Origin of the sequence: Flavobacterium sp. 9R (assembly GCF_902506345.1) — a bacterium.
Classification (GTDB): Bacteria; Bacteroidota; Bacteroidia; order Flavobacteriales; family Flavobacteriaceae; genus Flavobacterium.
The window spans coordinates 809,531-829,917 of the sequence record NZ_LR733413.1 but is presented as its reverse complement, the minus strand read 5'-3'; the positions used below and the strand labels follow the sequence as shown (position 1 = coordinate 829,917).

Sequence of the window (20,387 nt, the reverse complement as noted above, 5' to 3'; positions counted from 1 at the left end):
TTGCATTATTGTCAAAATTTAGAAAAACAACACTAATTGATTCACTTACAATTATTTATAAAAGAGTGCAAAAAACTATTTATTAATGAATTATTTTGAGTCTTAAAAATAAAAAAGCCAGTTGAAATAAAATGTACAACTGGCTTTTTGTCGATTTAATATTCTTCTTCAGGAATAAGTCCTTCCTGATTTTTTTTAGGTTTTTCAGGAACTGGTTTTTTTGATTTATTAAAATTAATATAATCAGGAGTCATAGAAGAATCATTATCTACATCAATAGTAGAAGTTGGCATAACTAATTTTCGTTTTTTAAAAATTTGTTGAACGAACTCTTTAAATGTATCAAAATCTACATCATACGATATACCGATACCTTGCGTATAACCAATCCCTTGACCGATATAATTGATATCATTTTCTTTATTGAAAAGTCTCAAATTAAAATTACCTGCTTCATTTACACGGTACAAAATTTCAACATCACCTATAACGGCTGATTCATTAACTCCTCCAAAAGGAACACCTACTTTACCATTAAATGTAATTCTCTCATTAAGTTGTGAGGAAACTGTAGCCACAAAACGACCATCTGTCTCTCTACCCGCTCTTCTGTCGGCGGTAATAACATTCATTCCAAATTTAAACTTATCATTATCAGATTGAATAATATCACCTAAAAGACCAGTAGCTGTTTCAAATAAACTTGTAGAAAAATCAGATTGACTAATTCCTTCGGCACTTAAGAAACTTCCTGACGACAATAAATATAGTGCTTGGGTTTGTCTTGTGTCTTTGTCATTCAATTTATATTGAATTTCTGATTCTAAAACTGAACTTACCGTTGGAAAAACAATATTAAAATCAGGTTCTGGACGAGCCAAATCACCTCGAATCCCAACAACAACTTCTACTGGAACCTTAGTATTTAGAGAAGAATTTTCTAGTAATACAGATGGATTGGCAGATGTTTTATAGACAGCTTCAAGGTTTAGTTGGGCTTTCATTGGATTACCTTCCCAAATAATTGAGCCTCCTTTTTTTACAACAAACTTTTTGTCAATAAGACCTCCATATTTAAAGTTATAAGTCCCTTCATATGCCTGAAAATCTCCCCACATATTGAATTTACCCAATGTATTGATTTTAAACAACAACGAACCATATCCTTTTCCTTTCATTCCATGACCAGTATTTCTATCCAAAATCACTTCCACTTCTGCATTAGGATTGATATCAAAATCAAATTCTAGCTCAAGGCCATTATAATCTCTTGCTCTCTCAATTAAACCATTCTTACTATTATTTTTTTCCTTTGCAGTAATAAAATGTATAAAACCATTTTCGCTTACACTTTCTGCATTGTTTATAGGGATTTTAACAGAAGTTCCTTTTTCTGATTTTGCGTCAACTTTTATAAAAAGCCCTGCAACAGGACCTTTTATAGAGGCTGAACCATCTATAAAAGCAGTACCAAAATAGGCAGCATCTTCAGAATCTTTTGTATCTAAAGCAAGAAAACGTTTAGAGCTTATATTTAAGTCTAACTTCCAATCCGAAAACTGATTGTGTTCGACTACACCATTTAAAATCCCTTTTGTATTGTATTTTGTGTCAAAAATTGAGTTATTTCTAAACAAAAACTTTTCATTTGATAAATCAACGATTGTTCTGTCACTCAATTCATAATCCACATTAAGATAAGGTATAACCATTCCCGCACCTTCTAGATATAAACGTCCATTTATATCAGGTTTTGCAATTGTTCCTTGTATTTTTGTATTACCAGAAACAAGCCCTCTAATATTTGTAAGTACATCACCACCAACAGGAGTTAAAAAAGCAAGATTAAATTTATCTAACTTGACATCTAAATCCAATAAAGTTTCATTATTTACAACTTCAAAGTTCCCATTTGCACTAAAAGATTCAAAACTATCATTCTCTAAATTAGAATGTATTGTGAATTTTTTAAAACTTTGATCTCCCTCAATTCCAAGATTTAAATTTCCAAAAAAAGTATCATTTATTTTTAATCGATCAACATAAATAGATGCTGTAGGTTTGTAAACTTGTCCTTCTTGTTCAAAATTAACTTCCCCACTAATATTTCCATTAAAATTAAATTGGTCGTTTGAAGGCGTTATTTTTTTCAAATCAACACCTTTAAAATTAAGGTGCAAATCTTTATAACTGTTCCCTTTGATTAAACCACTTAAATCAATTTGTTGGTTTTCATGAGTCAGTACCACATCGTTGATTGCAATATTCTTGAATGCTCTATCAAAAATTATTTGATTACTCTTGGTATCTACTTCATTCAAATTCCAAATGTAATCTTTGAACTTTATTTCAGATTTACTAAAACCAACAACATTATTTTTATTCTTATCTATAGTATGATACAAATTAAGATTATACAAATCCTCACCTTTATCTCCTCCTTTAAATTCGGTTCTTACTTTTAAAGAATCCTTCATTGTTACATTTATAAGACTAAAGTCTCTAATCTTATAAAAACTTGTTTTAATACTATCTAGTTCTACATATGTATTATATAATGGATTCTTATTATCTATAGACAATCGAATATTATCCATCGTGGTTCCGGTGGCAGTAATTCTTTCAGAATTAAATTTCATTTTAAATTCTCGATCATCTGAATCAATCTCACCTTTTATTTTGGCATCAGAAGAAAGGATTACGTCATGAAAAAGAGCTTCGACAATTTTATTGTGTATTGTAAAATCAAATTTCAGGTATTGACCTTTGGTAACAACTAACGGCTTATAATTTCCATAAAGGCTTCCCAAGGAATTTTGAACCAAAGCTTCTAATTGGTTAAATTTAAATTTACCAACTACTTTGCCCTGACCTACATCAGTAGAATTTAATGTAATTGTACGAACATTTTTTTCATCAAATGTAGAAGTCACATTTACATCATCGAAAGAATATGTTTTTTTGGAATTATTGTATACTGCATTTTTTACAAAAACATCTCCAACAACATTATCAATTGAATTCCCTGAAGCATTAACAACAATATCTCCTTTTAGATTTGAAATGGGTTCCTTATCAAAATGCAATTCATGCAAATGTGCTTTATCTATTGATACATGAAAATCATATTTATTTTGTTTTCCACTTAAATCAATAAAACCATCAAAATCTAAAGCTAAATTTGGGTCTTTAATTTTTGCTTTTCCTTTATAAATAGGCATCTTAAAATACCCATCGAGCTCAATATTATTATAGGTATAGTTATTATAATTAATTTTGAAAACCTCTCCTTTGACTGAAGTATTTAAACTCTTTTGATCAAAACCAACACCGTCTACTGCAAATTTTAAATTGGTTTGTCCTAGATCTTTTGTATCAAATAAAACACCTAAATTAAAATTTAACAAATCAATAGTGCCTTTATATTTAGCTTTATTTACTTGATTCATATCAAGAATAACCAAATCGGATGTTATATTTCCGATATCCGTTTTCATTGTAAAGTCAGCTTGAATATTTTTTGTAGTCAATTCCGTTGTCCCTACCAAATCAACTTTTCCAGCTTTCTTCAGAATTTCTGGTAAACTTTCGCCTAAAACATTTGGCAAAATAGCTACTAAATGATCATATGTTGTAGTTAACGAGCGGAATTTTCCGTTCATATAGAATTCCTGTGATTTTGAAGGAAATAAATTTTTAAAATTAATACTACCAATAATCTTAGATCCTTTTCTATCAAAAAGTACTAGATCCGTTAATTTTAAATTATTTAGCGTTCCTTCAATCCTTGAACGTGCATTAAAAAACAAATTTTTACCCAATTCATCATAAAAACATCGAATATCATTTGAAGCAATTACAGAAGACTTTAATTTTATATCAAATTTCACCTTGTTGTTAAAATCAGAAAAATCTTCGATTGTATATTTTAACTGCACATCTCCTTTTAATATGGATTCAGAAGTTGCTAATTCTAAATTTTTTAATCGGATACGTTTTTTATTATAGCTAAACTTAGCACTCAATTTTTTCAAAAAAATACCTCTATGATCTTTAAAAGAAAGTTGATTAATGTTGGTTTCAACCTCGGGTCCTAGAATTTGGAAGTTGCTAATTTGGGCGTTAATTTTTGTAAAATCAACATCTTTTGGATTTTGTCTATTTTCGTCTATCAACAAAAAATGTCCGTTAGAAATAAAAGCCTCTCTAACCGTCATTAAAAAAGGTTTTGTTGAAGGTTTACCCGTTTCAAAAGCTTCTATAAAAACATCTAAATTGGTTAACTTTTCCTTTTTATAAGTTTTGAGATTGAACAATAAACCATCTAAATGAATACTATTAAAAATTAAATCTCCATCAATTACTTTTTTTATACCAATCAGGTTAGTTTTAATTCGATTAGCATAAATTAAAGTATCCCTATGATGATCTTTAATCAGAACTTTTTTTAGTTTAACACCTCCAAAAATGGAAATTGCAACTTCATCAATTTCAATTGAAGTTCCATAAGAAGTATTGATTTTTGTCATCAACTCTTGGGCGATTCGAGTTTGAACTGCAGGTAAAGAAAGTGCTATTCCTGCTACTAATAAAAGTAGAAGAAAAAGTAACAATGAACGTAATAGTATTTTTTTTATTTTTTTAATAATAGAAAGAGTTAAGTATTAGTTGTAAATCAAAATGTAGTAGCATAGTGTCATCAAGCAAGTTAATCAATCAATCTATAAAACTAATCCTATCAGGTGCTATTTGATAAAAAATAGCTAATTTTGACCAAGCTGTAAAATTAAAGAATTTTACGACCATTAATCAAATAAATTTCAATTTTGTCCCTTTTTATGCGAAATCAAGGTGTTTTTATTCTTGCCATTGAAAGCTCTTGTGATGATACAGCAGCCGCGGTTCTTTATAACGATAAAGTATTGTCAAATGTTGTAGCCAATCAACTGATTCATAATCAATACGGCGGAGTTGTTCCAGAATTGGCCTCAAGAGCCCATCAGCAAAATATTGTTCCAGTTATTGATGCTGCATTGAAAAAAGCAGACATAACTAAAGAACAACTTTCTGCCATTGCCTTTACACAAGGACCTGGATTAATGGGTTCTTTACTCGTTGGTAGTTCCTTTGCAAAGTCTTTAGCTACTGCACTGAATATTCCATTAATAGCTGTAAATCATATGCATGCTCACATCCTAGCTCATTTTATAGATGAAGAAGGATATGAAAAACCTGAATTTCCTTTTTTGGCTTTAACCATCAGCGGCGGTCATACACAGATTGTTCGCGTAGATGGTTTTTTTGATATGACTATCATAGGTGAAACTACAGATGATGCAGTAGGTGAAGCATTTGACAAGAGTGCCAAAATCCTTGGATTACCTTACCCAGGAGGACCGTTAGTTGACAAATTAGCCCAAAGTGGTAATCCAAAAGCATTCGCATTTACTAAACCAAAAGTAGCTGGACTAGATTTTAGTTTTTCTGGATTGAAAACTGCAATTCTTTATTTTATACAAAAAAATCAAAAAGAGAATCCTTCTTTTATTGAAGAGAATAAAAATGACATTTGTGCTTCTATCCAACATACCATCATTGAAATTTTAATGGATAAAGTAAAACAAGCTGTTAAAGAAACTGGAATAAATCAAATTGCAATTGGAGGTGGCGTTTCTGCAAATTCAGGAATTAGAAACACTTTAAAAGAAGCAGAAAAAAAGTATGGCTGGAAAACTTTTATACCCAAATTTGAATACACAACAGATAATGCAGCTATGATAGGAATCGTTGGTTATCAAAAATATTTATCTCAACATTTTGAAACTTCCTCAGTAGTTTCAAAAGCAAGAATCCAATTTTAAATATGCAATTATTTTATAGTTCTCTCATAAACGAAACCAGTACTTCATTTGTTTTTGACAAAGAAGAAAGCAAACATATAATTAAAGTTTTACGTAAAAAAGATGGTGACATACTATTTGTTACTAATGGATTAGGGGATTTATTCAAAACAGAAATTTCTCTTGCTTCTGATAGTAAATGTACCGTTTCAATATTATCTTTTGAAAAAAAAGAACCAACAAAGCATCCTTTACATTTAGTAGTGGCACCAACCAAAATGAATGATCGTTATGAATGGTTTTTAGAAAAAGCGACCGAAATTGGAATTCAAGAAATCACACCCATAATCTGTGATCGCTCAGAAAGAAAAGTCATCAATAAAGAGCGTTTTGAAAAAATAATTTTGACAGCAATGAAACAGTGTAATCAATTTTATTTACCAAAACTAAACGATGCCATAACTTTTAAAAATTTCATTAAACAACAACACCAAGGACAATTACTGATTGCTCATTGCGAAGAGACGGATAAAAAATCATTAAAATCTGTTTTGAATACAAATACAAAAACTACAATTCTGATTGGTCCAGAAGGTGATTTTTCAGAAAAAGAAATCGAATTAGCTTTAGATCACAATTTTATACCCGTCACCCTTGGAAATACTAGATTAAGAACAGAGACCGCAGCAGTTGTGGCTTGTCACAGTGTAGTGTTTTTTAATGAGTAAAACCATTAATTTATTATAAATCAACTTCATAATGATAAGAAGTCTTTTATTTTTTGTTTTTTTTATTTCTTCTGTAAGTTATGCTCAAGAAATTGCTTTATTAAAATATAATGGAGGTGGCGATTGGTATGCTAACCCTACTTCCCTTCCTAATTTAATTAAATTCTGCAATTCAAATATAAATACGAGAATTAAAGCAAAACCTGCAACAGTAGAACCAAGTAGTCCTGATTTATTTTCATATCCTTTCATACACATGACAGGGCATGGCAATGTAGTCTTTAGTGATAATGACAGAGACAATTTAAAAAAATATTTAGAAGCAGGAGGATTTCTTCATATCGATGATAATTATGGAATGGATCAATACATAAGAAAAGAAATAAAAAAACTTTTCCCGAACAATGAATTAATAGAGATACCATCAAACCATTCTATTTTCCAAAAGCCCTATATTTTTACATCGGGTCTTCCTAAAATTCATGAGCACGATGGCAAAAGACCACAAGCCTTTGGCGTTTTTATAGAAAATCGTTTAGTCCTATTATATACTTATGAATGCGATTTAGGAGATGGTTGGGAAGATGCAGAAGTAAACAATGACCCAATTGAAGTACGCCAAAAAGCATTAAAAATGGGCGCTAACATTATTCATTATATTTTTAATAATTAAATCCTCCTTCATGCAGTTAAATCATGAATCGGTACCTTTCGTTACTAGGCAATTTCCAATAACTTTAGTTTGTGATTCGATTGTTTTTCAACCTAACATAGGCTCACTTTTTAGAATTTGTGAGGCATTTGGTGTAGAAAAAATAATTTTTCTAGGCATAGGCAATCAAATGAATCATAGGAAGATTAATAAAACGTCCCGTAATACTCATCTTCACGTCCCATACCAATTATATGAAACCAAAGAAGAAGTAATGGCTTTTTTAATTGAAAATGAATATGAAATCATCGCATTGGAAATTACTTCAAATAGTATTCCTATAGAAAACATTGAAATTGAAAAAAACAAAAAAATTGCTCTCCTAATTGGAAATGAAATTGAAGGCGTTTCAGATTGTTTTTTAAAAAAATCCCATCAAATCACTCATATTGAAATGTTTGGAAAAAACAGCAGTATGAATGTCGTTCAGGCCACTGGAATTGCGCTGTACGAGCTTACCAGAAAAATGAGATAACATTTAAACAACTGAATGACAAACAATTATTTTAAAATATTTCATAAAAAAAATTGGTAGTTTAAAAAAAATGTTATAAAATTGTTAATGAATTAACCAAATTAACTTTTTTATAACAATTTAACAAAACCCAAATTATGAAAAAAATTTTATTGAGTGCAGGGCTTATTCTAATGCTTTTTTCTTGTCAAAATGAAGAAACATTAAATTCAAATTCAACTGAACAAGCCGTTGCAAGAAGAGGTTGCGCAACAAATGAAGTATTTCAAGCACAATTAGCAGCCGACCCAACTTTAGCAATTCGTATGAACCAAATCGAAGAGTTTACACAAAAAGCTAGATTAACAGGTAGATTAGTAAACGGAAAAGTAGTTATTCCTGTTGTTGTAAATGTACTATATCGTACTGCAGCAGAAAATATTTCTGACGCCTTGATTCAATCTCAAATTGCTGTTTTAAACAAAGACTTTACTGCAACAAATGCTGATTTCTCAAGCACTCCTGCTCTATTTGCTGGTGTTGCCGCAAATGTTGGGATTACTTTTGAATTAGTTAAAATCAACCGTAAGTCTACAACCAAAACATCTTGGGGAACAAGAGATGCTATGAAAAAAACCAAACAAGGTGGTATTGCACCAACTTCTCCATCAAACACTCTAAACTTATGGGCTTGCACTATAGGTGGCGGAATTTTAGGATATGCACAATTTCCTGGTGGAGCAGCTGCAACAGATGGTGTGGTAATAGATTCTAAATATTTTGGAGTAACAAGCAACACAGGAGCAAGCTATCCTTACAACTTAGGAAGAACAGCGAGCCACGAAGTAGGACACTGGATGAACCTTAGACACATTTGGGGTGATGCTACATGTGGAAGTGATTTAGTTGCTGACACACCTACTCACAATGCTGCAAACTACGGAGTTCCTGCTTATCCACACTTAAGTACTTGTACTGGAACACCCGTAGAAATGACTATGAACTACATGGATTACACTGACGATAGAGGAATGTATATGTTTACTAATGGACAAAAAGCTAGAATGGCTGCTCTATTTGTAAGTGGTGGAGCTAGATCTGGATTCGGAATCTAATCTTTAAAAAAATGATTGCAATTAAAACTCGCTAGACATAGCGAGTTTTTTTTATATATTTATGAACTAAATCGACCATATGATAACTTCAAAATTAATTGCAAACGGAATAATTAGAGCAATAGTAATTATTGTAGCCTCAGCATTAGGTATTTACTTTTTATATCAAATACAATCTGTTTTAATTTACCTTGTGGTTGCTTTAATTTTGACCTTGATTGGCAATCCTTTTTTAGATTTTTTCAAAAAAAGATTAAAGTTTTCACACAACCTAGCAACTATTACAACAATAGCAATATTTATAGCTATAATCTTTGGAATACTAATTTTATTTGTTCCTTTAATCACTTCACAAAGTCAGAATCTTTCACTTTTAAATACGAAAGAAATAGAAAAAAATGCCATCGAACTCATTAACCAAATCAATGCATTTTTAGAAAGCCATCACATCAATGCAAAAAAGCTACTCAATTTCAACAACATCACTTCAAAAATAAATTTTGGAATCATTCCTAATTTTTTAAATTCTATTTTAGGTGTTGTCAGTAGTTTTGGAATGGGATTGGCTTCGGTTTTATTCATCACTTTTTTTTTCTTAAAAGATCGTGTACTTTTTATCGTGGGAGCCAAAAAATTAATCCCAGATAGTCATGAAGAACAAATATTGAATTCATTAGAAAAAATCAACCATTTGCTCTCTCGCTATTTTATTGGCTTATTACTCCAACTCTTTATTGTGTTTCTTCTGTATTTAATCGTTTTATTAATTTTCGGTATTCCAAATGCCATCATCATTGCTTTTCTATGTGCTGTATTAAATATCATTCCATACATTGGACCACTGATTGCGTCTGTTTTAGCAGCAATTCTTTCTATGATTAGCCATCTTGGCAGCGATTTTCAAACCGAAATTCTACCTACTACTATTTACGTTTTGATTGGATTTTGGATTGTACAACTTATAGACAACAACCTATCACAGCCAATTATTTTTTCCAAAAGTGTAAGTTCACATCCCTTAGAAATCTTTTTAGTCATCCTTATTGCAGGCTTTTTATTTGGAATATTAGGAATGGTAATAGCTGTACCTTTGTACACTATTTTGAAAGTAATAGGAAAAGAATTTTTTCCAGATAATAAAATTATTCAATTGTTAACCAAAGACATTTAAACTTGAATTTCGACTTTTTAAACATTGACGTTCAAAATTTCATAAACGATCAATTAGACCAAAACATAACTAAACTCGCTTTACAAAAAAATCCATTTCCAAATATTGAATGGAAAACAATTATAGGCCAAATAGAAAGCAAAGCCAAAGCTAAAGAAAAACTTCCTACTTGGTTTTCAACGACAAACATCGTATACCCACCCAAAATTTCAATAGAGCAAACTTCTTCTGAAATTACTGCTTTATATAAATCTAATTTAATTACAGGAACCAACTTAATAGATCTAACTGGCGGATTAGGTGTTGATGATTTTTATTTTGCTAAAAAGTTCAATAAAGTGGTTCATTGCGAAATTAATCCTGAGCTTTCAGCAATTACAGCTCACAACTTTAAACAATTAAAGGCTGCAAACATTGAATGTAAAACTGGTGATAGCCAAAACACTATTTGTTCTATTGAGCAAACTTGGGATTGGATTTATATTGACCCCTCTCGAAGAAGCGAAAGCAAAGGAAAAGTTTTTATGTTAAAAGATTGTCTTCCTAACGTACCAGAGAACATTGATTTGTATTTTTCAAAATCAAAATCAATTCTAATAAAAACTGCACCACTATTAGACATAACAGCAGGTTTATCAGAATTAAAAAATGTAAAATCTATACATATCGTCGCCTTAAACAATGAAGTAAAAGAACTATTATGGGAACTTCATAAAGACTATACGGGGCACGTTTTCATAAAAACTGTAAATCTCCTTAAAAATAAAGAGGAAAAATTTGAGCTTCCTACATTTGACTGCGAGCCAACTTATGGTTTGCCAGAAGAATACCTTTACGAACCTAATAGTGCAATAATGAAATCTGGAGGTTTTGATGCCGTTAGTTCCGTTTTTAAGTTGAATAAATTACATCTAAATTCACATTTGTATACTAATTCAGAATTGATTGACTTTCCTGGAAGAAGATTCAAAATCAACAAAAAACTGAATTACAATAAATTAGAATTAAAAACGAATTTAGTGAATCAAAAAGCAAATATTACTACTCGAAATTTCTCAGAAAGTGTGGAAAACATTAGAAAAAAGTGGAAAATAAAAGATGGAGGAAATAGTTATTGTTTTTTTACAACAGATATAAATAATAACAAAATAGTTTTAATTTGCAGCAAAATTTAAAACAACATGAAACAACTATTACTTATCATTTTTACCCTCACAAGCTTTTCATTATTTGCACAAAAACAATGTGAATACAGCACCAATGTAGTAGACTCTATTGGAAGTTATAAAGTCACAAAAGAATACATGATTAGCGAAAAAAACTTTGCTGGTACCTCAAGCTATATTTTCTTTTCACTAGCTCTAACCGATGGTGTTCCTACTTTAAACATACAATTAATACAAAAAAGTAAAGGCTTCATAAAAGCCAATTGCTTTGATAAAAACTCAAAATTATTTCTTCAATTAAATGATGGAAGCATTATTTCTTTAATCCACAAAGACCAAGAAAACTGCGGAACACTTTTAAGAGACGATAAAGGTTTTGACAATAGAGTAACTACTGGAGAATTTTACTTTTTAAAAGATAGTTTTGAGAAGTTAAAAAGCTCACCATTATCACTAATGCGAATAAAATATTTGACAGATGTAGAAGATTACATTATAAAGAAAGAATTCACGTCCGAATTGGACAATAAAGTTTACCAACCTGAGAACTATTTCATCAAGAATATTGCTTGTATTGAAAATTAATTACATTCCCATTTTGTATTGGCTACTTTATCAGTCATTGCAGAAGCTAAATTGTAATGCCACCATTCTGATTCAAAAGCTTTAAATCCATTTTGAAGCATTATTTTCTTGAGCATTTTGCGGTTATCCATTATTTTTTTATCAGAAAATGGATAACTGTGACTTGCTTCTTTTCCAAAGAAATCAAAAGGCGTTCCCATATTAAGTTCTATTCCTTCTAGAGTGACAAGAGTCAAGTCAACTGCCCCTCCTCGATTATGTATAGAACCTTTAGCAGGATCTGCAACATATTCTGGATTTGAAACTAATTCCCACATCTTTTTCTGAATATCTAAGGGTCGGTAACAATCAAAAAGTTTTATTCTATACCCCTTTTTGATAAACTTATCATTGGCTTTAATTAAAGCTTTTACCGTTTTTAATCTCAAAAAACATTCTGCACAATCATACACTTTTGATTTTAAAAAGTTATTGGTTGTTGCATACTTCATATCATATACAAATTCAGTGCTATAATCTTTCAAATTCACAAATGTAGTATCTGAAATTGATGCTTTTAAACCATTTTTAGTAGCTAATTGCTTTTCAGAGGACTGGCTATAAATTATAGGAGAAAAAAAGAGAGAAAAAACAGAAAGAAGTAGAAAACGCATGATCAAAAGTTTTTATAAATATATACTATTTGAATCAAAAAAAAACATTGTAAAACAAAAAAACGATACTATTTCTAGTATCGTTTTAAGTGAACGCAGAAGGATTCGAACCTTCGACCGCCTGCTTAGAAGGCAGGTGCTCTATCCAGCTGAGCTATGCGTCCATTGTTGTCGGGGTGGCAGGATTCGAACCTGCGACCTCCTGCTCCCAAAGCAGGCGCGATAACCGGGCTACGCTACACCCCGAGTGTAAGCGGAGAGACAGGGACTCGAACCCTGGCGACGGTTACCCGTCGACAGATTAGCAATCTGCTCCATTACCGCTCTGGCACCTCTCCTAAAACAAGAAAACTATCTCGTTTTGCGGTTGCAAATTTAAGTTAACTTTACGTTTCTCACAACTATTTTGTAGCTTTTTTTTAAATAAAATTCAATAAAAATCAAAAACACTTCACAATCAAACAAATAGAATAAAATAGTCTTTCACAAATCTCAAATTATTCCATATTATTTGATAAAAATATGAAATAGCGCCAAAAAAGATTAAATTTGCTAAACAAATCAACATATTTTTACATTATGAATAAGAAAGTAGTCATAGTCTCTGCCGTAAGAACTCCAATTGGCAGTTTTATGGGAGGTTTATCAAGTATTTCAGCCCCAAAACTTGGAGCGGCTGTAATTAAAGGGGCTTTGGAAAAAATTCAATTAGACTCCAATTTAGTCGATGAAGTTTATATGGGAAATGTTGTTCAAGCAGGTGTTGGACAAGCACCCGCTAGACAAGCAGCAATTTTTGCTGGATTATCAAATGAAGTAGCTTGTACTACAATCAATAAAGTTTGTGCTTCAGGTATGAAAGCAGTAATGCTTGCATCACAAGCTATTCAGTGTGGTGATGCCGACATTATTATTGCTGGAGGAATGGAAAATATGAGTTTAATTCCTCATTATATGAATCTTCGATCTGGAACAAAATTTGGTCCTAGCACAATGGTCGATGGAATGCAAAAAGATGGACTTACCGATGCTTATGACAATAACGCGATGGGTGTTAGTGCTGATTTATGTGCAAAAGAATATAATATTTCAAGAGAAGAGCAAGATGCATTTGCAATTCAATCTTACAAAAGATCTACAGAAGCATGGAAAGAAGGTAAATTTGATAATGAAGTAGTATCAGTTTCTGTACCACAAAGAAAAGGGGATCCAATAATTATTAGTAAAGATGAAGAATTTTCTAATGTTAATTTAGACAGAATACCTAGCTTAAATCCAGCATTTACTAAAGATGGCACTGTAACTGCAGCAAATGCCTCAACAATCAATGATGGCGCAGCTGCACTGGTACTTATGAGTGAAGAAAAAGCATTATCTTTGAACCTGAAACCTTTGGCCTATATTAGAAGTTATGCAGATGCCGCACAGGAACCTAAATGGTTTACAACTAGCCCAGCAAAAGCATTACCTATTGCACTAAAAAAAGCTGGATTAACCACAAATGATGTTGACTTCTTTGAATTTAATGAAGCGTTTTCAGTTGTAGGATTAGCAAATTCAAAAATACTTGGATTAAACAATGACAAAGTCAATGTTAATGGAGGAGCTGTATCATTAGGACATCCTCTAGGTTGCTCTGGTGCTAGAATAATTGTTACATTAATTAATGTTCTAGAACAAAACAATGGAAAAATTGGAGCTGCAGCAATCTGCAATGGCGGTGGAGGCGCATCAGCAATAGTAATTGAGAGAATATAAACAATAAGCACAATTGAGGTTTAAACTTTTTAAACCTCAATTTATAAATTCAAGATAATGTTTGGAATCTGTAATTTAGCTATTATACCCCTTCGATCTGAATCAAGTGATAAAAGTGAGATTGTTTCGCAAGTTCTTTTCGGAGAGCATTTTCAAATCATAGAAACCTATAATCAATGGTCAAAAATAAGATTGCAGTATGATGATTACGAGGGATGGGTTGACAGCAAACAATATCAATTGATTAGCGAAGAAAACTTTAAGCATTTATCAAATGACAGCATTATATTAAGTGCCGATTTAATTGAATATATTACTGATTCAAATAGCTTATTAATGCCAATTCCACTCGGCTCAAGCCTTTCTTTTTTAAACTACAATGAGATCAATACTAAAAAATTCAGCTTCGAAGGCACAAAGATCAGCGGCATCAAAGAGAAAAACAACATCATAAAAACTGCTTATATGTATTTAAACGCTCCTTATTTATGGGGTGGAAAAACGCCTTTTGGTATTGACTGTTCAGGTTTTACGCAAATGGTTTATAAATTAAATGGATACCATTTAAAAAGAGATGCTTCACAACAAGCTTTTCAAGGAGAACCACTTAGTTTTATTGAAGAAAGTGAACCAGGAGACTTAGCGTTTTTTGATAATGAAGATGGAAAAATAATACATGTCGGAATTATTATGTCTGACAATTACATAATTCATGCAAGTGGAAAAGTAAGAATTGACAGACTCGATCATTTAGGAATTTACAACACCGAAACTCAAAAACACAGCCACAAATTAAGAGTCATAAAAAAAATCATTTAAGCAAAAAAAAATGTTCCTCAATTGGGAACATTTTTTTTGTTAAGATTTATATTATCCTTTAGCTTTTAAAGCCTCATATTTATCTGTCATATCTAAGGAACGGTATAAATTGAGTAATAATTTTGATATATCTTTATTACTAGGATCCAAAGTCAATGCTTTTTCAAGATAACCAACAGCAACTTTAACTTCCTCATCTTTCTTAATTTTCAACTCATCATACTTTTTCATATCCTCAGGAGACGTTCCAAGTAAAGCCATTTTGTCTGATATCTCCTTTTTTCTATCTAGTTTAACGTAAGCCAAATCTACATAACTCTCTACATCATTGGGGTTAATTGCTATAATTGCTTTATAGTTACTTTCCGCACTAGCTACATCCCCTTTTTCAGTAAAAATAAATGCTATTTTCTTTAAAATATCAGATCTTTTCGATTTAGCTTTAACATTTCTTGGTTTTATGTGTGAGCCTTGCTTTACACCCAAATCTCTATTCATCGCAGAAACAAAAAGCTCCTCCTGATTTGTTGACTTGTTTGTAGCATAATACTCCATTCCATTACCTGAAAATTTTATGTTTTTTAATAGTTCAAAATTTTTCAAGGCTAAATCATACTGTTTTGCATTAAAATAATTGGAAGCGGCATTATATAAGTTCATTGTATCTTTTTTATCCATTTCATACAAATAAAACATTTTATTTGCAGCATCTCCAAAGCGTTGTGCATTGTTATCTTCAATTGCACTTCTATCTAAAACACTTTTTAATTCTTTAACAGATTCTCTTGCTTGAACCGCATACTTTAAATTACCAGAATCAACTTCATTTAAAATTAATTCATTGTAGCAAGCAACTGCAAGTGACATATTTTTTGGACCTTCAACTTTTTTATCTGCTAAAGCCGTATACGTTTTTGCTTTTGTAAAATAATAATCCGATTTATCATCGTCTTTCGCATTAGTAATTAAATACTCAATTTCATTCAAAATAGTCAAAGAAGCCTGAGCATTCCCCTTGGCTAGTTCTGCTTGAGCAGTCTTAATTTGCTCTTTTTGAGCCATACTTGAAAAGGTAACGCTAAGCATAATTAGCGCAAAAAAGTACAATTTCTTCATAGCAGGTATTTTTTTGGTAAGATTAGGTTTGATAATTTTTTTTGGTTTTTTTAACTAAATTAATAATATATTAAGATAGCCAAAATAGAATAATATTTTGATTTTACAAATACTTAGCACAAAAAAAAACTATATAATACCCAAATAAATAAAAATTAATGAATTCATCAATTTTTTAACAGTCATATCAATTATAGCTGTTTTTAGGATAAAAAAAAACCATTTAAATTAATAAATGGCTTTTTTTTAACATTTTTATAAAAATTTATTGGATTTTTGCTTTTAGCTCTTTGTATTCAGCAGTCATTTCTAATGCACTGTATACATTCATAAGTGTTTTGGCTACATCAACATTTTTAGGATCTAATTCTACTGCCTTTTTTAGGAAAGGAATAGTACTTTTGAATAATTCTTCACGTTTTTTCTTTAACACATCATAACGCTTCATGTCATTAGTCGAAGTACCCAATTTATTCATCTCATCAATAATAGGTTTTTCATTTTCTAATTTCAAAGCAGCAATATTTATATAAGCATTTGTATAAGCGGGATTTATTTCAATCACTCTACTATAATACTTTTCAGCATCTACACTATTTTTTGCATTTGCACTAATTACACCTAAATTAAAAACTAAATCCGCGTCATTAGGGTTTTTAACCAAAATATCAGCTACTAATTTTTTATAAGTATCATAATCTTTTGCTTCCAAATATAAATTTGCTTCGGTCAAAGCTAATGAAGTATCTTCTGGATTAGCTGTTCTCGCATCAGCAACAGCTTGTTGTGCTTCTTTTGATTTACCTTGTTGTACTAAAATCAAAGCAACATTTTTATAAATCTCCCCTCGTTTAGATGGAATAACCTCTGTTCTAGGTTTTTCGTGAGTTCCTAATTTAATCATACGATCTCTTTCGGCAGCAGTTAAATACATATCTTCTTGAGAAGTTAATTTATTTACTGCAAAATAATTAGTTCCTTTTCCAGAATAGTTTAATTTCTTTAACTCATCATAATTCTTAAGAGCAGCATCGTAATTTTTTGCATTTACATAAGTTGAAGCTGCATAATACAAGTTAATCGTGTCTTTTTTATCTAATTGATACGCATCATACAATTTTTTAGCAGCTACTTCATACTTATCAGCTTTTGAATCAGCAATTGCCTCATTAATCAATTTGTATTTAATATCTATTACAGATTTTGTAGCTTGTGCTGTATATTTTGATTTACCAGAAGCTTTCTCAACTTCAATCAACTCTTGATATGCAGCTGCTGCTAATGATAAATTAGCATCTTTATCTACACTTTTGTTAGCTAAATCTAACATTACGTTACCTTTAACAAAATAATATTGAGCCTTTTCAGCCTCAGTAGCATTTGTAATTACAGATTCAGCATCTAACAAAATTGTTTTTGCTTCATCGGATTTACCTGCTTTTAATGCTTTTTCAGCAGCTTTAATTTGATCTTTTTGTGCAAAAGTGGCTACTGATATCAACATTGTTGATGCAAGTAATACATATTTACTTTTCATGGTATTCTATTTTTATTTAATTATTTATTAATCTTCATCATTTACTTCATCCTCCTCTTCGTTGTCATCCTCAATTACTTCATCATCTTCATCCTCATCATCTTCTTCAACTGAATCATCTTCAAGAACTTCAAGTACAGGTTTTACACGTTCAACAGCTGAATCTTCAGAATTACCATTTTCATCTGCCTCATCTTTCATTACTTTTGTTACCGCTGCAATCGAGTCATTCCCTTTTAAATTAATCAGTTTAACCCCTTGAGTGGCACGTCCCATAACACGTAAATCCTCAATAGCCATTCTAATGGTTAAACCTGACTTATTGATAATCATCAAATCATCAGCATCTGTAACCGCATTTATAGAAATCAAATTTCCTGTTTTCTCGGTAATATTAAGCGTTTTTACTCCCTTACCTCCACGGTTAGTAATTCTGTACACGTCTTCTCCGTCCTCATCAACTAATTTTGTACGTTTACCATAACCGTTTTCTGTTACAACTAAAATTTGAGAATCATTAATATTTTCTTTGTCTACAGTAACCATACCGATAACTTCATCAGTATCATCTTTTAGTGTAATTCCTCGAACACCAGAAGCTGTTCTACCCATTGGTCTTGTTTTAGTTTCCTCAAAACGAACAAGCTTACCAGACTTAACAGCTAAAATAATCTGGCTTTCACCATTAGTCAATTTTGCTTCTAATAACTCATCTCCTTCTTTAATTGTAATGGCTGCTACTCCATTAACACGAGGTTTTGAATATTTTTCTAAAGAAGTTTTCTTTACTTGACCTTGTTTAGTAACCATTATTAAATTATGGCTATTTATGTAGTCTTTGTCTTTTAAATCTTGAGTACAAATATACGCTTTAACTTTGTCATCACTTTCAATATTGACTAAATTTTGTATTGCTCTTCCTTTAGCAGTCTTGGTTCCTTCAGGAATTTCATACACTCTCATCCAGAAACATTTACCTTTTTGAGTAAAGAACATCATATATTGATGATTTGTTGCAACAAACATATGTTCCAAGAAATCTTGATCTCTTGTACCAGCACTTTTTTGTCCAACTCCTCCTCTATTTTGTGTTTTATACTCACTAAGATTAGTACGTTTGATGTATCCTGCATGAGAAATGGTTACTACCACGCTCTCATCTGCAATTAAATCTTCAATACTCACATCACCACCTGAATACTCAATTAGAGAACGACGATTATCACCGTATTTATCTCTAATTTCAATCAATTCTTCTTTTATCAAAGCGATACGCAAATTAACATCAGCCAATAAAGCACGTAAATGGTCAATCAATTTCATGATTTCTTCGTACTCCGCTCTCAATTTATCTTGTTCAAGACCTGTTAACTGTCTTAATCGCATTTCAACAATTGCACGAGCCTGAATATCTGAAAGTTTAAATCTTTCAATCAATTTTTCTCTTGCTTCTTCTGTATTTTTAGAAGCTTTAATCAGTGCAATTACTTCGTCTATATTATCAGAAGCAATGATTAATCCTTCTAAAATATGCGCTCTCTCTTCAGCTTTTCTTAACTCGAATTGTGTTCTTCTAATTACAACATCATGACGATGCTCAACAAAATAATGAATCAAATCTTTAAGATTCAACATTTGTGGACGACCATTCACTAAGGCAATATTGTTTACACTAAAAGAGGACTGCAATTGTGTATACTTATACAACGTGTTTAGAACCACATTTGGCGTCGCATCACGTTTCAAGATATAGACGATACGCATACCATTTCTGTCCGACTCGTCACGGATATTAGCAATACCGTCAATTTTCTTTTCATTTACCAAGTCAGCTGTACGTTTAATCATATCAGCTTTATTAACTTGATAAGGAATTTCGGTAACAATAATAGATTCTCTACCATCAACCTCTTCAAAACCAACTTTGGCACGCATTACAATACGTCCACGACCAGTTTTGAATGCTTCACGAACTCCTTCGTAACCATAGATTATACCACCTGTTGGAAAATCAGGCGCTTTTATATGTGTAATTAATTCGTCAATTTCAATATCATTATTGTCTATATAGGCTAAAGTTCCATTGACAACCTCAGTAAGATTATGAGGAGGCATATTTGTAGCCATACCTACCGCAATTCCTGTTGCACCATTAATTAATAATGTAGGCACACGAGTCGGCATAACTTTAGGCTCGTATAAAGTATCGTCAAAGTTCAATTGAAAATCTACTGTTTCTTTTTCGATATCTGCCATAATCTCTTCAGATATCTTACGCATTCTTGCTTCAGTATAACGCATTGCTGCAGGACTATCACCATCTACAGAACCAAAGTTACCTTGTCCATCTACCAACAAATAACGCATACTCCATTCTTGAGCCATACGAACCATTGCATCATAAACAGAAGTATCTCCGTGTGGGTGATACTTTCCTAATACTTCACCGACAATTCTCGCCGATTTTTTATGGGCTTTATTTGAAAAAACTCCTAAATCATACATTCCGTATAGCACTCTACGATGTACGGGTTTTAAACCATCTCTAACATCAGGAAGCGCTCTGGATACAATTACTGACATCGAATAATCGATGTAAGCTGATTTCATTTCATCTTCTATGTTAATAGGAATTAACTTTTCTCCTTCAGACATAAGTTGTTATATTAAATAATTATATTAATTTCAAAACGTGCCAATATACGGCTTTCTGAACTTTTTTTTGGTATTTTA

15 protein-coding genes and 3 tRNA genes are annotated in these 20,387 nt (G+C 31.4%); 10 read left to right on the top strand and 8 right to left on the bottom strand.

The annotated features are described in order from the left end of the window. Nucleotides 1-155: 155 nt before the first annotated feature. On the bottom strand, nt 156-4,613 hold the full coding sequence (locus FLAVO9AF_RS03675; protein WP_370516444.1) for a translocation/assembly module TamB domain-containing protein: 4,458 nt from the start codon (nt 4,611-4,613) through the stop codon (nt 156-158). 225 nt (nt 4,614-4,838) lie between these two features. On the opposite strand from FLAVO9AF_RS03675, the gene tsaD reads away from it, so the two are divergent. From tsaD to FLAVO9AF_RS03635, 8 genes are all read left to right on the top strand, one after another. Beyond that, nucleotides 4,839-5,861 carry a tRNA (adenosine(37)-N6)-threonylcarbamoyltransferase complex transferase subunit TsaD gene (tsaD, locus tag FLAVO9AF_RS03670; RefSeq protein WP_159684448.1) on the top strand — a complete coding sequence of 341 codons (1,023 nt, stop codon included), beginning with the start codon at nt 4,839-4,841 and terminating at the stop codon, nt 5,859-5,861. Between the two features lie 2 nt (nt 5,862-5,863). Beyond that, on the top strand, nt 5,864-6,568 hold the full coding sequence (locus FLAVO9AF_RS03665) for a 16S rRNA (uracil(1498)-N(3))-methyltransferase (RefSeq protein ID WP_159684445.1): 705 nt from the start codon (nt 5,864-5,866) through the stop codon (nt 6,566-6,568). Between the two features lie 31 nt (nt 6,569-6,599). Beyond that, a complete protein-coding gene (locus FLAVO9AF_RS03660) occupies nt 6,600-7,241 on the top strand; it encodes a DUF4159 domain-containing protein (RefSeq protein WP_159684441.1) in 642 nt (213 codons plus the stop codon). A gap of 10 nt (nt 7,242-7,251) precedes the next feature. After that, the gene (locus FLAVO9AF_RS03655; RefSeq protein ID WP_159684438.1) at nt 7,252-7,755 is read left to right on the top strand and encodes a TrmH family RNA methyltransferase; all 504 of its coding nucleotides are present in this window, start codon (nt 7,252-7,254) and stop codon (nt 7,753-7,755) included. Nucleotides 7,756-7,892: 137 nt separating this feature from the next. Continuing rightward, complete coding sequence (locus tag FLAVO9AF_RS03650) at nt 7,893-8,849, top strand: zinc metalloprotease (RefSeq protein ID WP_159684435.1); 957 nt, start codon at nt 7,893-7,895, stop codon at nt 8,847-8,849. Nucleotides 8,850-8,928: 79 nt separating this feature from the next. After that, nucleotides 8,929-10,020, top strand: a complete 1,092-nt coding sequence (locus FLAVO9AF_RS03645) for an AI-2E family transporter (protein WP_159684430.1) — start codon at nt 8,929-8,931, stop codon at nt 10,018-10,020. A gap of 2 nt (nt 10,021-10,022) precedes the next feature. After that, nucleotides 10,023-11,195 carry a class I SAM-dependent methyltransferase gene (locus tag FLAVO9AF_RS03640; protein WP_159684427.1) on the top strand — a complete coding sequence of 391 codons (1,173 nt, stop codon included), beginning with the start codon at nt 10,023-10,025 and terminating at the stop codon, nt 11,193-11,195. Nucleotides 11,196-11,201: 6 nt separating this feature from the next. Continuing rightward, a complete protein-coding gene (locus tag FLAVO9AF_RS03635) occupies nt 11,202-11,771 on the top strand; it encodes a hypothetical protein (RefSeq protein ID WP_159684423.1) in 570 nt (189 codons plus the stop codon). On the opposite strand, the gene FLAVO9AF_RS03630 is transcribed toward FLAVO9AF_RS03635, so the two are convergent. From FLAVO9AF_RS03630 to FLAVO9AF_RS03615, 4 genes are all read right to left on the bottom strand, one after another. Beyond that, nucleotides 11,768-12,424: a M15 family metallopeptidase gene (locus tag FLAVO9AF_RS03630; RefSeq protein WP_159684420.1), complete on the bottom strand. Its 657-nt coding sequence runs from the start codon at nt 12,422-12,424 to the stop codon at nt 11,768-11,770. The genes FLAVO9AF_RS03635 and FLAVO9AF_RS03630 overlap by 4 nt on opposite strands. 90 nt (nt 12,425-12,514) lie before the next feature. Then, nucleotides 12,515-12,588 (bottom strand) — tRNA-Arg (locus FLAVO9AF_RS03625). Nucleotides 12,589-12,595: 7 nt separating this feature from the next. Beyond that, nucleotides 12,596-12,670: transfer RNA gene (locus tag FLAVO9AF_RS03620), tRNA-Pro, on the bottom strand. An 8-nt stretch (nt 12,671-12,678) separates the two neighbouring features. Continuing rightward, nucleotides 12,679-12,762, bottom strand: a tRNA-Ser gene (locus FLAVO9AF_RS03615). 241 nt (nt 12,763-13,003) lie between these two features. Here FLAVO9AF_RS03615 and FLAVO9AF_RS03610 point away from each other — a divergent pair. Together FLAVO9AF_RS03610 and FLAVO9AF_RS03605 are read left to right on the top strand one after the other, a co-directional pair. Further along, on the top strand, nt 13,004-14,182 hold the full coding sequence (locus FLAVO9AF_RS03610; protein WP_159690854.1) for an acetyl-CoA C-acyltransferase: 1,179 nt from the start codon (nt 13,004-13,006) through the stop codon (nt 14,180-14,182). 57 nt (nt 14,183-14,239) lie between these two features. After that, nucleotides 14,240-15,001 carry a C40 family peptidase gene (locus tag FLAVO9AF_RS03605; RefSeq protein WP_159684417.1) on the top strand — a complete coding sequence of 254 codons (762 nt, stop codon included), beginning with the start codon at nt 14,240-14,242 and terminating at the stop codon, nt 14,999-15,001. Between the two features lie 51 nt (nt 15,002-15,052). Here FLAVO9AF_RS03605 and FLAVO9AF_RS03600 read toward each other — a convergent pair whose 3' ends face one another. From FLAVO9AF_RS03600 to gyrA, 3 genes are all read right to left on the bottom strand, one after another. Then, entirely contained in the window at nt 15,053-16,117 is a 1,065-nt protein-coding gene (locus FLAVO9AF_RS03600; protein ID WP_159684414.1) for a hypothetical protein, read from the bottom strand. Nucleotides 16,118-16,382: 265 nt separating this feature from the next. After that, nucleotides 16,383-17,654 (bottom strand): hypothetical protein, encoded by a 1,272-nt coding sequence (locus FLAVO9AF_RS03595; RefSeq protein ID WP_159684411.1) that lies wholly within the window; start codon nt 17,652-17,654, stop codon nt 16,383-16,385. 27 nt (nt 17,655-17,681) lie between these two features. Then, nucleotides 17,682-20,309: a DNA gyrase subunit A gene (gyrA, locus tag FLAVO9AF_RS03590; RefSeq protein ID WP_159684408.1), complete on the bottom strand. Its 2,628-nt coding sequence runs from the start codon at nt 20,307-20,309 to the stop codon at nt 17,682-17,684. Between the last annotated feature and the right edge of the window lie 78 nt (nt 20,310-20,387).